Genomic DNA, 18,478 nt, shown 5'->3' on the forward strand with positions numbered 1-18,478 from the left:
CAAGTTAAAAGCCCCTTGCCATCAACGCGGCAAGGGGCTTCATGATTTTCTAGCTAACGGAAGCCTCTGACAACATAGGCGTCATTCCGGAAAGTGCTGAGTTCAATTGGGTTATTTTTACTGATTATTTTTACAGTTATCAATAGAACAAGTGTTCTGTTTGTGGTAAAATAAAGGTACAGCTGCATGAGGGCGGTTTGGCCATTCCCTATAGAAAGGGGGTGGTAGCATGACCATGGCAGAAGCATTTTCGCTTGTGTTCACGAGTGTCGGGTTGACGATCAGCGCATTGACGCTTGTCATATCCTTGATTCTGGTCATTCCGAAAAAAAAATAACCGTCCCATTGGCGTGGGCTGACGGTTATTTGATAAACCTATAGTGTCCAGCCGACCGCCCTCGAAAGGCGGCATGCAGCTGGCCGGATGCATACAGCATCCGGTTTTTTTCGTTACTTTCAGTATACTAAATTACAGCTATTTTGCAACTGTCTCATATCCAACCCCGCTCATAAGGCACAGGAGCTTCGATATCGGCTCCGAGCGTCTGAGCGGCAGTGTAGGCCCAATACGGGTTGCGCAGCAATTCGCGTGCCAGGAAGATGAAATCGGCACGGCCGTTTTGGAGAATTTCTTCAGCATGGCGCGGCTCCGTGATCAAGCCGACAGCGCCGGTTGCGATTGGTGTCTCTTTTTTGATCGTTTCCGCAAAATTCACTTGATAGCCAGGGAATACTGGAATCTGTGCCGGCACGACAGCCCCTGAACTGACATCGATCAAATCGACGTTCTGCTGTTTCATCCATTTGGTCATCTCGACGTATTGTTCAGGCGTCATGCCGCCGTCTGAGTAATCTTCTGCCGAAATGCGCACGAACAAGGGTCCGTCCCAAACCGAATTCACTTCATCCAATACGCGGCGCAGCAGACGGTAACGGTTCTCGCTGCTGCCGCCGTACTCGTCAGTACGTTGGTTGGTCAAAGGAGATAAGAACTGATTGATCAAATAGCCATGGGCTGCGTGGATTTCGATGACGTCGAAGCCGGCTTTTTTGGCGCGTACAGCGCCATCCCGGAACGCTTGGACGGTGTCATCGATTTCTTCGATTGTCATTGCTTTCGGTGTTTTGTATTTATCATTGAAGGCGATCGCGCTCGGTGCCTGGATGTCGCCATCGACTGTCGCTTTTCTGCCGGCATGCGCCAATTGGATGCCGGTTTTCGCGCCATTCGCTTTCATCAAGCGGACGATTTCCGCCTGTCCGTCGATATGGGCATCATCCCATATGCCGAGGTCGCGGGAAGAAATGCGCCCGATCGGCTGGACGGCAGTGGCTTCAGTGATGATCAATCCAACGCCGCCAACTGCGCGCGTCGGGTAATGGACACGATGCCAATCGGTCACATGCCCATCTTCTTTGTCGCTTTGGTACATGCACATCGGGGCCATGACGATGCGGTTTTTGAAAAGGACGCCCTTGAGCTCAAATTCTTCGAAAAGTTTTGCCACGTGAAATTCCTCCTTCAGTCTCTATACAAGAGATTAGTATACCGGAAATCCCGCGGGCGTTCGATTCGAAAGCCTTGCTTGACCTGCTTCTTTAGCGATGAAAACATCAGGGTAAACAGAAACACCCCGCAAAAGCTGTCGCTTCTGTGGGGTGTGATGGGGTTTTATTCGAATTCTTTCCCGAGTTCGCGGGAGCGGTTAGCAGCCGAAGTGACGCAGTCTCCGACGATGCGCTTGAAGTCGTTATCATAGAGGGCTTGAAGACCGGCTGCTGTTGTGCCGTTCGGGCTCGTGACGCGTTTGCGCAATTCGCCGAAATCTTCCTGCTGGAGCATTTCCGCTGCGCCGTCGAATGTTTGGCGCACCAGTTTCTTCGCATCGGCAGAAGACAAACCGTTGTCAATTCCAGCTTGCACCATGGACTCAGCGAAATAATAGAGATACGCCGGGCCGCTTCCGGCAATGCCGGTCACTGCATGCAATTGGTCTTCTTCTACGACCGTCACGCCGCCGATCGATGACAAGAGCTTTCTCAGCAAGTGTTGCTGTTCTTTGGTGACGAATTTGCTCCAGGCGACGCCTGTGGCCGACTTGCCGATTTGCGCAGAGGTATTCGGCATGGCGCGGGCAACAGCGAAATCGCCGACATGTTTTTGGATCGTGTCAATCGAAACGCCTGCCGCAACAGAAACGATGACGGTATCCCCGGTCAATTTTTCGCGGATGCCTTTCAATGCCACTTCGACATCTTTCGGTTTCATCGCGAGCAGGATGAAATCAGCATCTCTCAGTTCGGTCTTGTCGTCGCACACAATGTTAACGCCGTATTCATCATGCAAAAATTCCAAACGGTCCTGATCTGACCGGTTCATGACGGAGATTTCATCGGGTTTCATAATTCGCTTATTGATCCAGCCGTGGATCATGGATTCGGCCATCGATCCGGCCCCTACACATACAATTTTCATACATTCCACTTCCTTTTCTCAAAATAAAAAGCGCAATCATCCCTGTTATTCCAAGGACGAAAACGCTTGTTTCCGCGGTACCACCTAAGTTTGCACGTTTGCACAACTCGATATCCTTATCGCGGACAGACGGCCGTGTTTGCACGGCAGCTCAGAAGCAGGTTCAGGAAGGGAGCGGGGGTGCGGCGTTTCAGCGTTGGCGGCACTCTCTTGTACCCATCATCTTCCGTACTAATCTTCATCTACGCTTACATATGTTATTAAATTATAAGTAAAGAAATTTTATTTGTCAAATCGGCCAGCTGGCGTGACGGGGCTTGCCATTCAAGGTATGATAAGTGAATAGACATTCATTTTAAGGGAGTGGGAATGATGGAACCGATCAAAATCACTATCCCGACGCCATTTGCCGTCGGAGATGTCAATTCTTATTTATTGAAAGGCGACGCGTTGACGTTGATCGATGCCGGACCGAAAACACCCGAAGCCTGGGAAGCGCTCAAGGCCGGACTGAAAGCGGCGAATGTCGCTCCTGAAGACATCGAGCAAGTGGTTTTGACGCACCACCACCCGGATCACGCAGGATGGGTCGACGGCTTCGACGCCGCCAAATTGTACGGCCATCCATATAACGATCTATGGCTGCGCCGGGACGAAGCTTTTTTCGATTATCATGATGCGTTCTATCAGGAGCGTTTGAAAGAAGAGGGAGTGCCGGGCGATTTGATGTTCTGGATGAAGAAGATGAAGCGGCCGCTCAATTTAATGGGCAATCGCCCGCTCGATATGGCGATCAACGAAGGCGATACGATTCCGGGTCATGCGGACTGGCATGTCATGGAGACCTTGGGGCATGCCCAAAGCCATCTGTCGTTCTGGAATCCGGAAGAACGCACGATGATTGGCGGCGACCACGTCATCGCGAAAGTGTCATCGAACCCGCTCATCGAACCGCCGTATAACCCGGAAGAAGGACGCCCAAAGTCTTTGCTGCAATACAACGCCTCCCTCAGCCGGCTATTGAAGATGCCGATAGAGGTCATTTACAGCGGCCACGGGGAAGACGTGCGCAATGTTCATGAACTCGTTTCCACACGGCTCGAAAAGCAGCACTTGCGGGCGATGAAAGTGCTCGCCATGCTCGACCGGTCAAGCGAGCAGTCGGTTTACGAATTGACACAGCAGCTGTTTCCGCATGCCTACGAAAAAGAGCTCGGCCTGACGCTTTCCGAGACGATCGGCCAAGTCGATTACTTGCTCGAAGACGGCTTGATTGAAGAGCGATTGAACGACCGGGGCATTTTCGTCTACCGCCAGGCTTAATGTACAGAGTTGCATGCCTAAGCTTCAGCAGGTAAACTGAAAATTAAGAGTTGCAACAAGAATCTAAGCGTAAAGGATTGGGATAAAGTGAAAAAAGCTAGTTTATTTCTTGCAGGATTCCTGCTATTGGCAGGTTGCTCAGATGATGCCGCACCGACAGAACCGGCGGAGCCGGCAGGCAATGAAGAAGAACCGGAAATTGCAGTTGAACAAGAGGGCATGACGGAAGAAGGATTCATTACGCAGATCGGGGATGGACGCATTCTCATCAATAGCATTTACTTCGCTATTCCGGAAGACGTCGAAGTCCAGTTTGCAGAAGGCGGGGAAACAACAGAAGCCGTTATCAGCGACTTGCGCACCGGCATGAAAGTCAAAACCGATTATACAGGGCCGCTAGAAGAGTCTTACCCGATGCAAGGCGAAGCAGAAAAGATCACGATCTTGCAGGACGAAGAGTCCCAGCGGCAATCGGAAGCTTTGCAGGCCTTTATCAATGAAGAGCAGTTGTCCAAACTCATCATTTTGGGACAACCCATCGTGCGCGGCGACGAGATCGGATTTTTATTCAATAATATGGAAACTGGTGATTTAACGGAAGTGCGCATCGATATGAATACATTGGAATATACAATGGGCAATGAAGAAGATGAAGAACAAGCAGAAGACACCGAGGAATAAGCCGGCAGATCCCGGCAGCAGAAAACCCGGACGGCAGCGAGCCGTCCGGGTTTTTGCATGCACAGAAGTTGTTCTTTCTATAGAAGAAACACGGTTTTTTTGCATATTTCCTAAAAAACATGAAAATTTATGCGCGTCTTCCCTTGCGTTATAAAAAATGCCATGTTATTATGTGTATATTCATCGCATATAACGCATAAAAATACAGGAGGTCATATTATATGAACAAAAAAATTGTACTCGCATACTCAGGTGGACTAGATACATCGGTGGCCATTCCATGGCTCAAATCACAAGGCTATGACGTCGTCGCTGTTTGTCTCGACATTGGAGAAGGAAAAGACTTGGACTTCATCAAACAAAAAGCGCTGCAGGTCGGAGCGGTCGAAAGCTATATGATCGATGCCAGAGACGAATTTGCTGAAGACTATGCACTCATTTCGCTTCAAGCCCATACATTATATGAAGGCAAATACCCGCTCGTTTCTGCATTGTCGCGTCCGTTGATTTCCAAAAAACTCGTGGAAATCGCAGTAGAAAGCGGCGCAACTGCTGTTGCCCATGGCTGCACAGGAAAAGGCAACGACCAAGTTCGTTTTGAAGTTTCCATCAAATCCTTGAACCCCGACCTTGAAGTCGTCGCACCTGTTCGCCAGTGGGGCTGGTCGCGTGATGAGGAAATCGCTTATGCCAAGCAGCATGACGTGCCGGTTCCGGTCAACTTGGATTCGCCATTCTCCATCGACATGAACCTATGGGGCCGTGCCAACGAATGCGGCATCCTCGAAGACCCTTGGGCAACACCGCCAGCAGATGCATATGATATCACCAATGCACTGGAAGACACGCCGGATACGCCGGATATCGTCGAAATCGAATTCGTCAAAGGTGTACCGACGAAATTGAACGGCATCGACTATAAATTGACGGATCTGATTTTCGAATTGAACCACGTCGCAGGCAAACATGGCGTCGGCAGAATCGACCATGTGGAAAACAGACTGGTCGGCATCAAATCCCGTGAAATCTATGAAGCGCCAGCAGCGATGACTTTGATCGCCGCGCATAAAGAACTTGAAGATATAACTTTGGTAAAAGAAATGGCTCATTTCAAGCCGGTCATCGAGAAGAAAATGACGGAATTGATCTACGAAGGGCTTTGGTTCTCACCTCTACGTGTCGCACTTGAAGCGTTCTTAAAAGAAACGCAGGAGTTCGTCAATGGCACAGTCCGTGTCAAACTGTTCAAAGGCCATGCCATCACAGAAGGACGTAAGTCACCAAACTCCTTGTACAGCGAAGAACTGGCGACGTATTCAACAGACGATACGTTCAACCACGAGTCTGCAGTCGGATTCATCGAGCTATGGGGCTTGCCGACAGTCGTCAACTCGAAAATCAACAAGAAAGAAGTTGCGGTCACGGCACAAGTCAAAGAGGAGGTACAGCTATGACCAAACTGTGGGGCGGTCGTTTCCAAAAGACAGCTGAACAGTGGGTCGACGAGTTCGGGGCTTCCATTTCCTTTGACCAGAAATTAGTGCTCGAGGATCTCCAAGGCAGCATGGCGCATGTCACCATGCTGTCTTCCTGCAAGATCCTGCCGCAGCAAGACGCTGACTTGATCTTGTCAGGGCTTCAGACGCTGCAGCAAAAAGCGGAGAATGGAGAACTCGAGTACAGCGTATCGAACGAAGACATCCACTTGAATTTAGAAAAACTCCTGATTGATGAAATCGGCCCAGTCGGCGGCAAACTGCATACCGGCAGAAGCCGCAACGACCAAGTAGCGACGGATATGCACCTGTATCTAAAAAACCGCGTGACGGAAATCATCGAGCTGATTGAAGCCTTCCAGTCGGCGATCGTCGAGCAGGCAGAAACGCATGTTGAGACGGTCGTGCCGGGGTATACCCATCTTCAGCGCGCGCAGCCGATTTCATTCGGCCATCATTTGATGACCTATTTCTGGATGTTGCAACGCGACAAAGAACGCATGCAGGAATCCTTGAAACGCATCGATGTGTCGCCTTTAGGAGCAGGAGCGATGTCCGGGACGAGTTTCCCGATCGACCGCGAACTGTCCGCTGAACTGCTCGGCTTCTCAGGGGTCTACCAGAACAGCTTGGACGCCGTCAGCGACCGCGACTTTATCCTGGAGTTCCTCAGCAACTCATCGATGCTTATGATGCACTTATCACGCTTTGCAGAGGAGATCATCCTTTGGTCGAGCGAAGAGTTCCGTTTCATCGAACTTGACGATACCTTCTCGACCGGCTCGAGCATCATGCCGCAAAAGAAAAATCCGGATATGGCGGAACTTGTCCGCGGCAAGACAGGACGCGTCTATGGCAATCTATTCGGCTTGCTGACGACTTTGAAAGGCTTGCCGCTTGCCTATAATAAAGACATGCAGGAAGACAAAGAAGGAATGTTCGACACGGTCCATACCTTGATGGGATCTTTGCCGATCTTTGAAGGGATGATCCGGACGATGAATGTCAACACCGCCTCTATGGAAAAAGCGGTGAACTCCGACTTCTCGAATGCGACGGAGCTCGCGGATTATTTGGCGGCGAAAGGCATGCCGTTCCGCGAAGCGCACGATGTGACCGGCAAGCTGGTCTTCACTTGCATACAGCGCGGCTATTATTTGAAAGACCTGCCGCTTGAGGATCTCCAGGCAGCCAGCCCGCTCATTGAAGACGATATTTACGAAACCTTGCTTCCGCAGACGGCCGTCAAACGCCGCAACTCACTAGGTGGCACAGGATTTGATCAAGTACATCATCAATTGGGACTAGCCAAGAAACTCATCGGGTGATCATTAGTCCATTTATATGCGCGCTTGTTCTGTTCGGTACAACAGGCAAGTTACTTGCGCCCGGCTCTCTTCCCCCTAAAGAGAGCCGGTTTTTTTATGGCGTTATGGCCCTTTGCGTGTATCCTTAACATATAGGGCGAAAGCGTGAAGATTATGGAAATGTCCATAAAGATTTCACAGGCAATTTGGCGGTTTTTGCGCACTATCTCTGATAAGATAGAGTTCGTGAGAGAGAGGAGCGTGTTCGAATGGCAACCGATATTAATTTACTTTTGGCTTTCGGTGCCGGATTCTTGAGTTTCATCTCGCCATGTACATTGCCTTTGTATCCTGCCTTTTTATCTTATATTACAGGCATGACCATGGATGAGATTAAAAATGACCGAAAAGTAATGCAGCGCCGTGGAATGTTCCATACTTTATTTTTCCTATTGGGCTTTTCCACCATTTTCATCGCGTTGGGCTTTAGCACATCGTTCTTTTATGAATGGTTTGTACGCTACGATGAATTGATTCGCCAAGTGGGCGCTTTGTTCATCATCATTTTCGGACTGATGATCGTTGGGGTCTTCACGCCGAAATTCTTGATGCAAGACCGCAAGTTCTCGTTCAAGAATCGGCCTTCCGGATTTTTGGGCACTTTCGTTATCGGCCTCGCGTTTGCGGCTGGCTGGACGCCATGTACCGGACCGATCACAGCGGCAATTTATGCGCTCGCTGCGGCCAATCCCGGATCAGGCATTTGGTATATGCTCGCCTACGTACTCGGCTTTGCGATTCCATTTTTTGTTTTGTCGTTTTTCGTTACCCGCCTCGGCTGGCTGCGCAAGCATCACAGCACGATCATGAAAGTCGGCGGATTCATCATGATCGCGGTAGGGGTCTTGTTGTTCTTTGACGGCATGACATACATTATCCGCATTTTGAGCCCGATTTTCGGGGATTTCCAAGGATTCTAAAAAGTAGGTGACGAGATGGAAACCATTTCTTCAATGGATCAATTCCAACAGAAAATAGAAAGCTGCGAATCATTTCTGCTATTCGTCAAAACCGACCATTGTTCGGTATGCGAAGGGCTGAAACCGCAAGTCGAAGGATTGGAGCAGGATGCATCCATTCCGTTCTATTTGGTCAATGCAGCGCGCGTTCCGGAAATCGCCGGGCAGTTGATGCTGTTCACGGCGCCTGTGGTCATTCTTTTCAAGCAAGGGAAAGAACAGCTACGTTTCGCCCGTTTCGTGCGCATGGATGAACTGGAGAGCCGCCTCGGCGAATTGGAGGCAGAATTGGATGGATGAATTATTCAATAGCATCCCGCCAGCCGTTTTCTTGGCCGTGACGACCATCGGCGCGCTCATCATGGGTACGCTCGCAATTATCGTCCGCTCGAAATCGGCAAAAAAACCGGTCTCGGTCAAAAAAATCATTTTGCCGCCTTTGTTCATGTCGACCGGCGCCTTGATGTTCATTTTCCCGTTTTTCCGGGTGGCGCCGCTGCAAATCGCTGAAGCGCTGCTCGTCGGTGCTTTGTTTTCGATCATCCTGATCCGCACGTCGAAGTTCGAAGTGCGTGATGGGGAAATCTATTTAAAGCGCTCCAAAGCGTTCGTCTTCATTTTGCTCGGGTTATTGCTTGTGCGCCTGCTGGCGAAAGTCATCCTGAGCTCGTCGATTGATGTTGGGGAGCTTGGCGGCATGTTTTGGCTACTCGCTTTTGGCATGCTCGTGCCGTGGCGTCTTGCGATGCTGCGCAAATACCAATTGATCGCAGGACAAAAAAACGCTGTTCCCGAATAGGGAGCAGCGTTTTTTTAGTTTGTCGAGAAAGGTAAGAACTCGTATTTTCCGAAGCTTATCGCTCGCTTTCCGTGGGCTCGCGCCCAAGCCTCCTCAGCCGCTTTGCGTCTTGCGGGGTCTCGGTCGTCTCGCTAATCCACTGGAGTCGAGCGAACGCTTCTCCAAATACTTGGAGAGAACACTGAGCTTTAAATATAGAATAAGTGATCTCCTTTTTATTCACAGCAAATCACAGAATTCATAAATACTTTGAAAAAAACGCTGTTCCCGAATAGGGAGCAGCGTTTTTTTATGGTTATTGTTCGAAATATTGCTCATAGGGCGTGACATCGATTTCGAGTTCGGCCATTTTTTTGCGCAAAAATTTGTGGTCGCGTTTTGGCGTCGCTTGGATATAGCCACGGATAATGTGTTGCATTTCCATTTTCTTGGCTTTTTCCTCCAGCAGGATCTCGCCGATGCGCCCTGCGATTTTTTGTTTCGCTACCGGGCGGAACAGGTCCGGCACCGGCTGTACGAGTTCGTTCAATAGCTCTTTTTCTTCGGCTCCCCATAGGTGGATCGTCTTTTCTACGTAGTATTCTTCCCAGTTCAGATCCGATAAGCCGTCTTCTTTTGGCATCGATTTCAGGAATTTCCGGAACATAAAATAGCCGCCGATCGCGAACAGCCCGACCAGCACAACGACCCAGAACAATATGAACCATAAAAACCAGCCTTCTAATTCCACTTCGTCTCACCTCAATCATTCTCTCTACCATTATAGAAGCCCACGAAAAAAAATTCACCTGAAATGTATCCTTTTTTCGTGTTTATGTCTATATAGCGAATGAAAGGGGGTGAGCAATATGGCATTCAGCGATTTTAAGAACGCAAGCATGCGCTTGACGTTTGACAACGGGCTTGATGAGCAAGGGCGCTTGAAGCGCAAAGTGAAGGCGTACCAAAACGTGGCGGAAGCGGCTACTGCTGATGGGATTTTCCAGGCAGCGCAAGTGTTGGAAACATTCGGCACGAAACCGCTTATGGAATTGGAGAAAATCTCCGGTTCAAGCATCTACCAATAATGAGGAGGAGTGGGACACATGGCAAAAACATTGGAATTGATTTTTGAAACGGCCGCAAACAAAGCGGTCACCTTGACGGTCGATGAGCCGAGGGAAGACTTGACGGCGCAGGAAATCATCACCGGCATGCAGACGATCGTCGATCAAAATATCTTTGAAGTCGGCGGATCGCCGTTTGCGCTCGCTAAAGGCGCACGTGTCGTCGAACGCAACGTCGTCGAATACGAAGTTTAATGAACAGGGCCTTCCCGCAAATGCGGGAAGGCTTTTTTTAGAAAGAAAGGAGGCGCTTCGATGCAGGAGTGGATGCAATGGATACAGGAACTCGGATTTCCGATATTCGTTTCGTTTTACCTGATGCACCGTGTGGAAGGCAAACTTGTCGCGATACATGACGCGCTCATTACGATGAAGACGCCGTAATTCACAAAGTTGTGATTTCTGAAGTGGTAACCTGGATTGTTTTCAAGCCCTTGTTCGGCTATGATATAGGCAGTTACGAGAGTGGGGGCAATCATATGAAGTGGAAATGGGCGGTGCTTCTGTCAGCGCTGATGCTGTTTCTCGCAGCATGCGGCGCGGATGCGGTCGAAGATTTCAATTATACCGACCACCGCGGCGAACAAGTAAGCAAGCAGCAATTGGAAGGGACGCTTTGGCTGGCGACATTTGTCTTCACGAATTGTGAGACGGTGTGCCCGCCGATGACTTTCAATATGGCTGACTTGCAAAAGGAAATGGAAGCGAAAGGCTTAAGCGACTACAAAATTGTCGCATTTAGCGTAGACCCAAAAGAAGACACGCCGGAAAAAATGCAGGAATACTTGTCGCATTACCCGATTCCGGATGAAAGCAAATGGCATTTGCTGACGGGCTATTCGCAAGATGAGATCGCGGAGTTTGCGACGAAAAATTTTAAATCCTTGGTCAAGAACGACCCGAACAGCGACCAGGTCATCCACGGCACGTCTTTTTACCTGGTTGACCAAGAAGGGGTAGTCGTTGGCAATTACGACGGTTTTGAACAAGTTCCGACAGCGGAAATCATTGAAGACATGCAGAGACTCTCACAATGAAAAAAGAAAAAGCTACCGATAGACTCGGCAGCTGAAGGGAAACCGGTCATTGGCCGGTTTTTTCTTTTGACAAAAGATCGCGAATTTCGATCAATAGCTCTTCTTTTTTATCGAGCACTTCCGGTTCTTCTTCCGCCGGCACATCTTTTTGGCGTTTCATACGTGTAAATAAACGAATCACCATGAATATAGAGAACGCAATGATGAAAAAGTCGATGACGGATTGCGTGAATGCGCCATAGCGGAGTTCGGCCCCATTAAAAGTATAAGTCCAATCCTCGACACTGAATCCGCCAAGCAGAATCCCCACGGCCGGCATGATGATGTCTTCGACAAGCGAAGTGACAATCTTCCCGAACGCCGCACCGATGACTACCGCAATCGCCAAGTCCAGCACATTGCCTTTCAAGGCGAATTTCTTGAAATCTTCCCACATAGGCTGTTCCTCCTTTCTGCAGTTGTCATTATATATATTCTCTTCAACTAAAATTTCTCCTGCACCGGCCTCTAAAAACTTTCAGCAAATGGGCAAAGACCTGCGGGCTATGGTAAACTGAGGCAAATGAAACTATAGGTGTGAACATATGAAACAGAAAAAACGAAAAAAACCTTCGCTTCTTTTGAGGTTCCTCTTTTTATTGATGCTATTTCCTGCGGCGATCGTAGCTTTCACGCTTGTCGCGGTGGTGGCGTATTCCTATTACGGCGATACAGTGAAGGAAACGGTGCAAAAAGGGCAGGACCGCGTATTTGAAGTGCCGTTTCCGGAAGATAATATTACGCTCTACCAGGAAGCGGCAGACCGTTACGGAATTCCTTGGACATTATTGGCCGCACACCACCGAATTGAAACGAAATTCTCGACGATGGATCCGTTGTTGTCGCCGGTCGGGGCAGAAGGGCATATGCAGTTCATGCCCTGCACGTTCGTGGGCTGGAGCCACCCGACCTGTTCTGGACAGGGGCAAGGCGAAATACCGGAAGCGGACAAGACCGACCCGGAAGTCATCGCGAAATACGGGGGATACGGGGTGGATGCCGACGGCGACGGCGTAGCCGACCCGTATGACCTGGAAGATGCCCTCCACAGCGCCGCCAATTATCTGGCGCAAAACGGTGCGGCAGAAGGGGATTTGGAGCGGGCGATTTACCGCTACAACCATAGCGATGAATACGTGGAAGACATCCTTCATTATTACGGGCGTTTTGAAGAACAATATAATAATTCATAAAAAAAAGAGCGGACCGGAGTCCACTCTTTTTTTAAATTGTTGAAGAATTCTATGAAACGCTATAAATTAGAACGATGATTGCTTCTCTACATTTATAAATATTTGGAGAAGCGTTCGCTCGACTCCTGTGGGACTAGCGGGTTTGAGAGACCCCGCAGTGAGCGTAGCGAATGAGGAGGCTCGATTCCCGCCCCACGGAAAGCGAGCGATAAGCTTCGGAGGATTCGCCTTCTTAACTTTTTCGATAAAAAAAAGAGTGGACCGAAGTCCACTCTTTTTTTATTATGCGCGTTTGCGTCCTTTGTTCATTGATCCAAGGATCAAGCTAAGAACGAAGACGAAGATCAATGCGCCGATCAATGCCGGGATGATTGCTACGTCCCAGATGACTGGCCCCATGTCTCCTAGGAGCAAGCCGCCTAGCCATGCACCGATGATACCTGCAATGATGTTACCGATGATGCCGCCAGGAATGTCTTTCCCGAGGATTAGGCCGGCTAGCCAACCGATGATACCGCCCATAATTAGATATAAAATGATTCCCATGATTTTTCCAGCTCCTTCAAAATGTTTTATTGTTATGAGTGCTACACTCTAGGTATAACCACATTCAGGACTTTTAAAACATGGAACAGTAAAAATTATCGTATTTGGGCGCCTAAAATAGTTTCAAAGTGCCGCATGGCATAGCGGTGGCCAGCATCATCGAAACTTGCGACGGCCTGTTCGTGGATGACAATTTGGAATCCTTCATTATAGGCATCAATCGCCGTATGCAATACGCAGATGTCTGTGCAGACACCGATGATATGCACTTCTTCGATACTGCGTTCCCGCAACATCAGTTCAAGGCGTGTCCCGGCGAACGCACTATAGCGGGTTTTATCCATCCAGACGATATTCTCGTGATGGCGGTCGTATACATCCTGGAGACGGCCGTATAACTTGCGGCCATCCGTCCCTTTGATGTTATGGGGCGGAAACAGCTTGGTTTCAGGATGATAGGGGTCATTTTCTTCGTGTAAGTCCACAGGCATGACCACAAAATCGCCGTTTTCAATGAACTGTTCCGTAATGAAGCACACCGCTTCCTCGATTTCCTGCCCCGGGGCACCGCATGTCAACGCGCCGTCTTCCGCGACAAAATCCACTGTATAATCCACTACCAGCAATGCTTTTTTCATTTCAATCGCCTCCTGTTTTTTCTAGTATACCTGTTTCCATACGCACTGTTAACGAATGTGAAAATGAGAGAGGATGTTGCGGTTAAATATCTTGCCAATATTCTGAAAACTAATTATAATAAACAAAACAGAAAAGGGGTGTGTTCCATGCAATATGAAAACTTGGAAAACTCAACAAACAAGGGCTGTGGTTCACGGTCATCCACACACTCATCATTTTCAGCTTTGCGCTAGATTTTGGTTTTTTGGCCTAACAGGCGCATAAACAGAAAAGCAGCACACGAAAATTAAAACGAATCGATAAAAATCCACCCGTTCCAATAGGAGCGGGTGGATTTTTATGCGGGCGGATGGGCTTGGCGTTTCATGCGCACGAGTGAATCCTTCAACATGCGGGAAGCGGATTCGAGGGAGACGCCGAGGATTTCCTGGATCTCCTCCAGATTCTTGTGTTCGACCGCATACAGATGGTGGACGTAGGCAAAGCGGATGTCACCTGAACGCATCGGGGCGCCGACAAATTCGGCAAGTGCTTCCGTGTAGTCGGATAGCGAGCCCATCTGAAAATTGGTGAATTGGTCTTTTACTTTCGATGACAGCAGAAAGGAAGTGCCGCGCGTTTTCGCCCGTTCGATCCCTTGTTCCATCACTGCTTCTTCGTGTTCATCGAAATGCAGCGTGCAATGATAACCGTCTTTCTTTTCGACGTCCAGATGGAGGCCGTCTGCGTCATTTAGGAAATTATCGATGTCGATTGTCACCATATCGCGAAGGCGTAACCCTCTTAAATAGAAGACGTAGAGCAGTTTGGCATTGAGCGGCAGTTTTGCGGACTTCAACACGTCTGGTTTCTTATCCAAAAGATGGCCGTAGTCGACTTCGATGTCATGGGGCTTTAAATCAAGCTTATGGTTTAATTTGAATTTCGGCATGAAGTCATTCGGGATCTTGCCAATCTGCCACATATAATCGAACCAGCGGCGGATGTAGATCAATTTGCGGTTCAAGGTGCTGTCTTTGATGCCGGCTTCTTTTTGTTCCAATAGGAATTGCTGGATGTCGGAGGGACGGATTTCATGAGGCTCCACCGATTTTTTATATGTCTTTCGCAAAAAGGCAAAAAGCGCTCGGATCAATTGGACTTCATGGACAACCGTGTTGGGGCTGATGCCGTTATCCAATCTGTATTTTTCATAACCGTATGGCATGGACATTCACCTCTCTAACTAGGTTTTATTCATTGTACCAGTTTTTAGGCAGAATAGAACGCACTTTCCCTTGTGGCACAAGGAAATGACTGAAAAAATTCTTTATTCATTCATAAGTAACAAACTACTTAAGGGTATTACAAAAAAATCAAAAGCAGCCAACAAGGAATTCGAAATGGAAGTGAAAAAACGAATGATAATCGACAAAGCGGGTATAAAGAAAGATAATGGGAATTAGAAATGAGGTGCAGTAATTGCAAAACGAAGAAAACGCAAGAATACGCCATACCATCTTGAAGAAAGTCGAATCATTCGATGACAATGCGCTGAATGAAAAACCATCGGAAGGCGAATGGTCTGCCATGCAGATTTTGGATCATCTCCTTAAAATGGAGGAGGCGATTACAGCAGGCGTTGCAAAGACAGCGAAGAAAAACGAACGCAAGAAAGCCATGAAGAAACCGATCCAATTATCGGTCAGCCGCAAAGTGAAAGTTGACGCGCCAAATCATACGGTGCCTGAAGAGAAATTTTTTACCTTAAAGGAAATGAAAGAGAAGTTGAATGAATCAAGAAATCGCCTGTATGAAGTCTACACGCATACAGACGAAGAGACGCTCCAGAACAACTCCATGCCGCATCCTGTTTTTGGCGACGTGCCGCTTGTTCAATGGTTTCCATTTATCGGCTATCATGAGAAACGTCATCTAATTCAACTGGAAGAGACCTTAAGAAAAATCGATGAGAAAAAGAAATAGTCATTAGAAAAACTTATCGGAATGTATAATTTTAATGTAATTTACTTATGCACGTTGTTTCGGTATGATGGAAGAGGAGAAAAGACGCGGTAACACGCCTTTTCAGAAGATTTAAAGGAGGAACACGATTATGGCAAAGAGCAGTTTGCACAACAGCCGCACGTCGTTCGAGCTCAACGGCAAGACGTATAATTATTATCGTCTCGCTGCACTCGAAGAAGCGGGGATCGCGAAAGTATCTCGCCTTCCGTACTCTGTAAAAGTACTATTGGAATCCGTATTGCGTCAGCACGACGGATATGTCATCAAAGACGAACATGTAGAAGAACTAGCAAAATGGGGCAAAGACGCGAACAAAGAAGCGGAAGTTCCATTCAAACCTTCCCGTGTCATCCTTCAAGACTTCACCGGCGTACCGGTAGTTGTCGACTTGGCGGCGCTTCGTTCAGCAATGGCTGAAATGGGCGGCGACCCGGACAAGATCAACCCGGAAATTCCAGTTGATTTGGTCATTGACCACTCGGTGCAAGTTGACCGTTACGGCACTGAAGATGCACTGCGCGCGAACATGGAACTTGAGTTCGAACGCAATGCAGAGCGTTACCAGTTCCTAAACTGGGCACAAAAAGCATACGACAACTACCGTGCAGTTCCACCAGCAACAGGTATTGTCCACCAAGTAAACCTTGAGTACTTGGCGAATGTTGTCCACGCTCTTCCAAACGAAGATGGCACATTCGAAGCCTTCCCGGATACACTTGTCGGTACGGATTCCCACACGACAATGATCAACGGGATCGGCGTTCTTGGATGGGGCGTCGGCGGAATCGAAGCGGAAGCAGGCATGCTCGGACAGCCTTCATACTTCCCGATTCCTGAAGTTATCGGCGTGAAAATGACTGGCGAACTGCCAAACGGCGCAACTGCGACGGATTTGGCACTCAAAGTCACTGAAACTTTGCGTAAAAAAGGCGTAGTTGGCAAATTTGTCGAGTTCTTCGGCCCTGGCGTTACGACATTGCCGCTTGCAGACCGTGCAACGATCGCCAACATGGCACCGGAATACGGCGCAACTTGCGGATTCTTCCCAGTGGATGAAGAAGCATTGACTTACATGCGTTTGACTGCCCGTACAGAAGAGCAAATCGCTGTCACAAAAGAATACTTAAAAGCGAACGATATGTTCTTTACTGTCGACAACGAAGATCCGATCTACACGGACCTCGTCGAAATCGACTTGACGACAATTGAACCGAACTTGTCCGGCCCAAAACGCCCACAAGATTTGATTCCATTGTCGCAAATGAAAAAAGAATTCAACACGGCAATTACCGCTCCAGAAGGCCCGCACGGCTTCGCGTTGGACCAAAACGAAATCAACAAAACAGCGACCGTTAAATTCAACGACGGCAAAACAGCTGAAATGAATACGGGCGCTTTGGCGATCGCTGCGATCACATCTTGCACAAACACGTCCAACCCGTACGTTATGCTCGGCGCTGGATTGGTTGCGAAAAAAGCAGTTGAAAAAGGCTTGACGCCGCCGCCATACGTGAAAACGTCATTGGCACCAGGTTCGAAAGTCGTTACAGGCTACTTGAGCGATTCTGGCCTTCTTGACTACATGAACCAAATCGGATTCAACTTGGTCGGTTACGGCTGTACAACATGTATCGGTAACTCCGGCCCGCTCCTTCCTGAAATCGAAGAAGCGATCGTTGAAAACGACTTGCTCGTTTCATCCGTATTGTCCGGTAACCGTAACTTTGAAGGACGCATCCACCCGCTTGTAAAAGCAAACTACTTGGCATCCCCAATGCTAGTTGTAGCTTATGCACTTGCCGGTACAGTGGATATCGACTTTGAAGTGGACCCAATCGGTCAAGACCAAGATGGCAACGATGTATTCTTCAAAGACATCTGGCCTTCAACTGAAGAAGTGAAAGACGTCGTGCACAACACGGTAACGCCTGAATTGTTCCGTAAAGAGTACGAGCATGTCTTCACTGAAAACGCAGAGTGGAATGCCATCGAAACAAACGACGATTCATTGTATGCATTCGATGACAACTCTACGTATATCCAAAACCCGCCGTTCTTCACAGGCATGTCGAAAGAACCGGCACCGATCCAGCCGCTATCCGGCCTTCGTGTCATGGCGAAATTCGCTGATTCGATCACGACGGACCACATTTCTCCTGCAGGCGCAATCGGCAAAGATACACCAGCTGGATTGTACTTGCGTGAAAACGGCGTTGAGCCGCGTAATTTCAACTCTTACGGCTCCCGTCGCGGTAACCACGAAGTCATGATGCGTGGTACGTTTGCGAACATCCGCATCCGTAACCAAGTCGCACCAGGCACTACTGGCGGCTTCACGACATTCTGGCCGACTGGCGAAGTTATGCCGATCTACGATGCATGCATGAAGTATCAACAGCAAGGCACTGGCCTTGTGGTTCTAGCCGGTAAAGATTACGGCATGGGCTCTTCCCGTGACTGGGCTGCTAAAGGAACATTCCTTCTAGGCGTCAAAACAGTCATCGCGGAAAGCTATGAGCGTATCCACCGTTCGAACCTTGTGATGATGGGCGTCTTGCCGCTTCAATTCGTCAACGGCGAAAGCGCTGATTCTCTTGGTCTGACAGGCCACGAAACAATCAGCGTCAACTTGTCCGACGATGTGAAACCGCGCGACGTACTGACGGTTACAGCTACTGCTGAAGATGGCAAAGTAACGGAATTCAAAGTCCTCGCACGCTTCGATTCTGAAGTGGAAGTCGACTACTTCCGTCACGGCGGCATCCTGCAAATGGTGCTCCGCAACAAATTGCTAGAAGCATAAAAAATAA

General features: G+C 48.7%; 21 protein-coding genes. 14 read left to right on the plus strand and 7 right to left on the minus strand.

All coding sequences use genetic code 11. The features are described from left to right. Nucleotides 1-491: 491 nt before the first annotated feature. Together namA and proC are read right to left on the minus strand one after the other, a co-directional pair. Nucleotides 492-1,508 (minus strand): NADPH dehydrogenase NamA, encoded by a 1,017-nt coding sequence (gene namA, locus M1Q06_RS08685; RefSeq protein ID WP_434399329.1) that lies wholly within the window; start codon nt 1,506-1,508, stop codon nt 492-494. 164 nt (nt 1,509-1,672) lie between these two features. After that, a complete protein-coding gene (proC, locus tag M1Q06_RS08690) occupies nt 1,673-2,476 on the minus strand; it encodes a pyrroline-5-carboxylate reductase (protein ID WP_274625571.1) in 804 nt (267 codons plus the stop codon). 372 nt (nt 2,477-2,848) lie between these two features. Between proC and M1Q06_RS08695 the strand changes: the two genes are divergently transcribed. The 7 genes from M1Q06_RS08695 (at nt 2,849) to M1Q06_RS08725 (ending at nt 9,101) form a co-directional block, all read left to right on the plus strand. Beyond that, nucleotides 2,849-3,799 carry an MBL fold metallo-hydrolase gene (locus tag M1Q06_RS08695; protein WP_404333487.1) on the plus strand — a complete coding sequence of 317 codons (951 nt, stop codon included), beginning with the start codon at nt 2,849-2,851 and terminating at the stop codon, nt 3,797-3,799. An 87-nt stretch (nt 3,800-3,886) separates the two neighbouring features. Further along, on the plus strand, nt 3,887-4,480 hold the full coding sequence (locus M1Q06_RS08700) for a DUF3221 domain-containing protein (RefSeq protein WP_434399332.1): 594 nt from the start codon (nt 3,887-3,889) through the stop codon (nt 4,478-4,480). Between the two features lie 221 nt (nt 4,481-4,701). Beyond that, nucleotides 4,702-5,934: an argininosuccinate synthase gene (locus M1Q06_RS08705; RefSeq protein ID WP_058380735.1), complete on the plus strand. Its 1,233-nt coding sequence runs from the start codon at nt 4,702-4,704 to the stop codon at nt 5,932-5,934. Beyond that, entirely contained in the window at nt 5,931-7,304 is a 1,374-nt protein-coding gene (gene argH / locus M1Q06_RS08710; RefSeq protein ID WP_058380734.1) for an argininosuccinate lyase, read from the plus strand. The genes M1Q06_RS08705 and argH overlap by 4 nt, the downstream gene beginning before the upstream one ends. A gap of 248 nt (nt 7,305-7,552) precedes the next feature. Continuing rightward, on the plus strand, nt 7,553-8,263 hold the full coding sequence (locus tag M1Q06_RS08715; RefSeq protein ID WP_121299728.1) for a cytochrome c biogenesis CcdA family protein: 711 nt from the start codon (nt 7,553-7,555) through the stop codon (nt 8,261-8,263). A 15-nt stretch (nt 8,264-8,278) separates the two neighbouring features. Further along, a complete protein-coding gene (locus tag M1Q06_RS08720; RefSeq protein ID WP_434399335.1) occupies nt 8,279-8,602 on the plus strand; it encodes a thioredoxin family protein in 324 nt (107 codons plus the stop codon). Beyond that, nucleotides 8,595-9,101 (plus strand): CcdC family protein, encoded by a 507-nt coding sequence (locus M1Q06_RS08725; RefSeq protein WP_434399337.1) that lies wholly within the window; start codon nt 8,595-8,597, stop codon nt 9,099-9,101. The genes M1Q06_RS08720 and M1Q06_RS08725 overlap by 8 nt, the downstream gene beginning before the upstream one ends. A 295-nt stretch (nt 9,102-9,396) precedes the next feature. Here M1Q06_RS08725 and M1Q06_RS08730 read toward each other — a convergent pair whose 3' ends face one another. After that, entirely contained in the window at nt 9,397-9,831 is a 435-nt protein-coding gene (locus M1Q06_RS08730) for a DUF2621 domain-containing protein (RefSeq protein ID WP_083509134.1), read from the minus strand. A gap of 118 nt (nt 9,832-9,949) precedes the next feature. On the opposite strand from M1Q06_RS08730, the gene M1Q06_RS08735 reads away from it, so the two are divergent. The 4 genes from M1Q06_RS08735 (at nt 9,950) to M1Q06_RS08750 (ending at nt 11,244) form a co-directional block, all read left to right on the plus strand. Next, nucleotides 9,950-10,168: a DUF1659 domain-containing protein gene (locus M1Q06_RS08735; RefSeq protein WP_058380731.1), complete on the plus strand. Its 219-nt coding sequence runs from the start codon at nt 9,950-9,952 to the stop codon at nt 10,166-10,168. An 18-nt stretch (nt 10,169-10,186) separates the two neighbouring features. Next, nucleotides 10,187-10,402, plus strand: coding sequence for a DUF2922 domain-containing protein (locus M1Q06_RS08740; protein WP_274625876.1), 216 nt, complete (start codon nt 10,187-10,189; stop codon nt 10,400-10,402). A 60-nt stretch (nt 10,403-10,462) separates the two neighbouring features. Further along, nucleotides 10,463-10,591 (plus strand): YvrJ family protein, encoded by a 129-nt coding sequence (locus M1Q06_RS08745; RefSeq protein WP_083509135.1) that lies wholly within the window; start codon nt 10,463-10,465, stop codon nt 10,589-10,591. Nucleotides 10,592-10,686: 95 nt separating this feature from the next. Next, nucleotides 10,687-11,244 (plus strand): SCO family protein, encoded by a 558-nt coding sequence (locus M1Q06_RS08750; protein WP_434399340.1) that lies wholly within the window; start codon nt 10,687-10,689, stop codon nt 11,242-11,244. A 46-nt stretch (nt 11,245-11,290) separates the two neighbouring features. On the opposite strand, the gene mscL is transcribed toward M1Q06_RS08750, so the two are convergent. Beyond that, the gene (gene mscL, locus M1Q06_RS08755) at nt 11,291-11,680 is read right to left on the minus strand and encodes a large conductance mechanosensitive channel protein MscL (RefSeq protein ID WP_121299715.1); all 390 of its coding nucleotides are present in this window, start codon (nt 11,678-11,680) and stop codon (nt 11,291-11,293) included. A 148-nt stretch (nt 11,681-11,828) separates the two neighbouring features. Here mscL and M1Q06_RS08760 point away from each other — a divergent pair, with 148 nt between their 5' ends. Continuing rightward, nucleotides 11,829-12,476 (plus strand): lytic transglycosylase domain-containing protein, encoded by a 648-nt coding sequence (locus M1Q06_RS08760; RefSeq protein WP_121299713.1) that lies wholly within the window; start codon nt 11,829-11,831, stop codon nt 12,474-12,476. Nucleotides 12,477-12,758: 282 nt separating this feature from the next. Here the strand turns inward: M1Q06_RS08760 and M1Q06_RS08765 are convergent, their stop codons facing one another. The 3 genes from M1Q06_RS08765 to M1Q06_RS08775 all read right to left on the minus strand — a co-directional run bounded on the left by M1Q06_RS08765 (nt 12,759) and on the right by M1Q06_RS08775 (nt 14,868). Beyond that, nucleotides 12,759-13,022 (minus strand): GlsB/YeaQ/YmgE family stress response membrane protein, encoded by a 264-nt coding sequence (locus tag M1Q06_RS08765; RefSeq protein ID WP_068869160.1) that lies wholly within the window; start codon nt 13,020-13,022, stop codon nt 12,759-12,761. A 95-nt stretch (nt 13,023-13,117) separates the two neighbouring features. After that, on the minus strand, nt 13,118-13,660 hold the full coding sequence (locus M1Q06_RS08770; RefSeq protein WP_121299700.1) for a cysteine hydrolase family protein: 543 nt from the start codon (nt 13,658-13,660) through the stop codon (nt 13,118-13,120). Nucleotides 13,661-13,998: 338 nt separating this feature from the next. Continuing rightward, on the minus strand, nt 13,999-14,868 hold the full coding sequence (locus M1Q06_RS08775; RefSeq protein ID WP_121299698.1) for a site-specific integrase: 870 nt from the start codon (nt 14,866-14,868) through the stop codon (nt 13,999-14,001). Nucleotides 14,869-15,122: 254 nt separating this feature from the next. Here M1Q06_RS08775 and M1Q06_RS08780 point away from each other — a divergent pair, with 254 nt between their 5' ends. Both M1Q06_RS08780 and acnA read left to right on the plus strand, forming a co-directional pair. Then, the gene (locus tag M1Q06_RS08780; protein WP_101190341.1) at nt 15,123-15,626 is read left to right on the plus strand and encodes a DinB family protein; all 504 of its coding nucleotides are present in this window, start codon (nt 15,123-15,125) and stop codon (nt 15,624-15,626) included. 130 nt (nt 15,627-15,756) lie between these two features. Further along, a complete protein-coding gene (gene acnA, locus M1Q06_RS08785; protein ID WP_434399344.1) occupies nt 15,757-18,471 on the plus strand; it encodes an aconitate hydratase AcnA in 2,715 nt (904 codons plus the stop codon). The last annotated feature ends 7 nt before the right edge of the window (nt 18,472-18,478 follow it).

The sequence above is a fragment of the Planococcus sp. 11815 genome, from assembly GCF_051096385.1.
GTDB lineage: Bacteria > Bacillota > Bacilli > Bacillales_A > Planococcaceae > Planococcus > Planococcus citreus.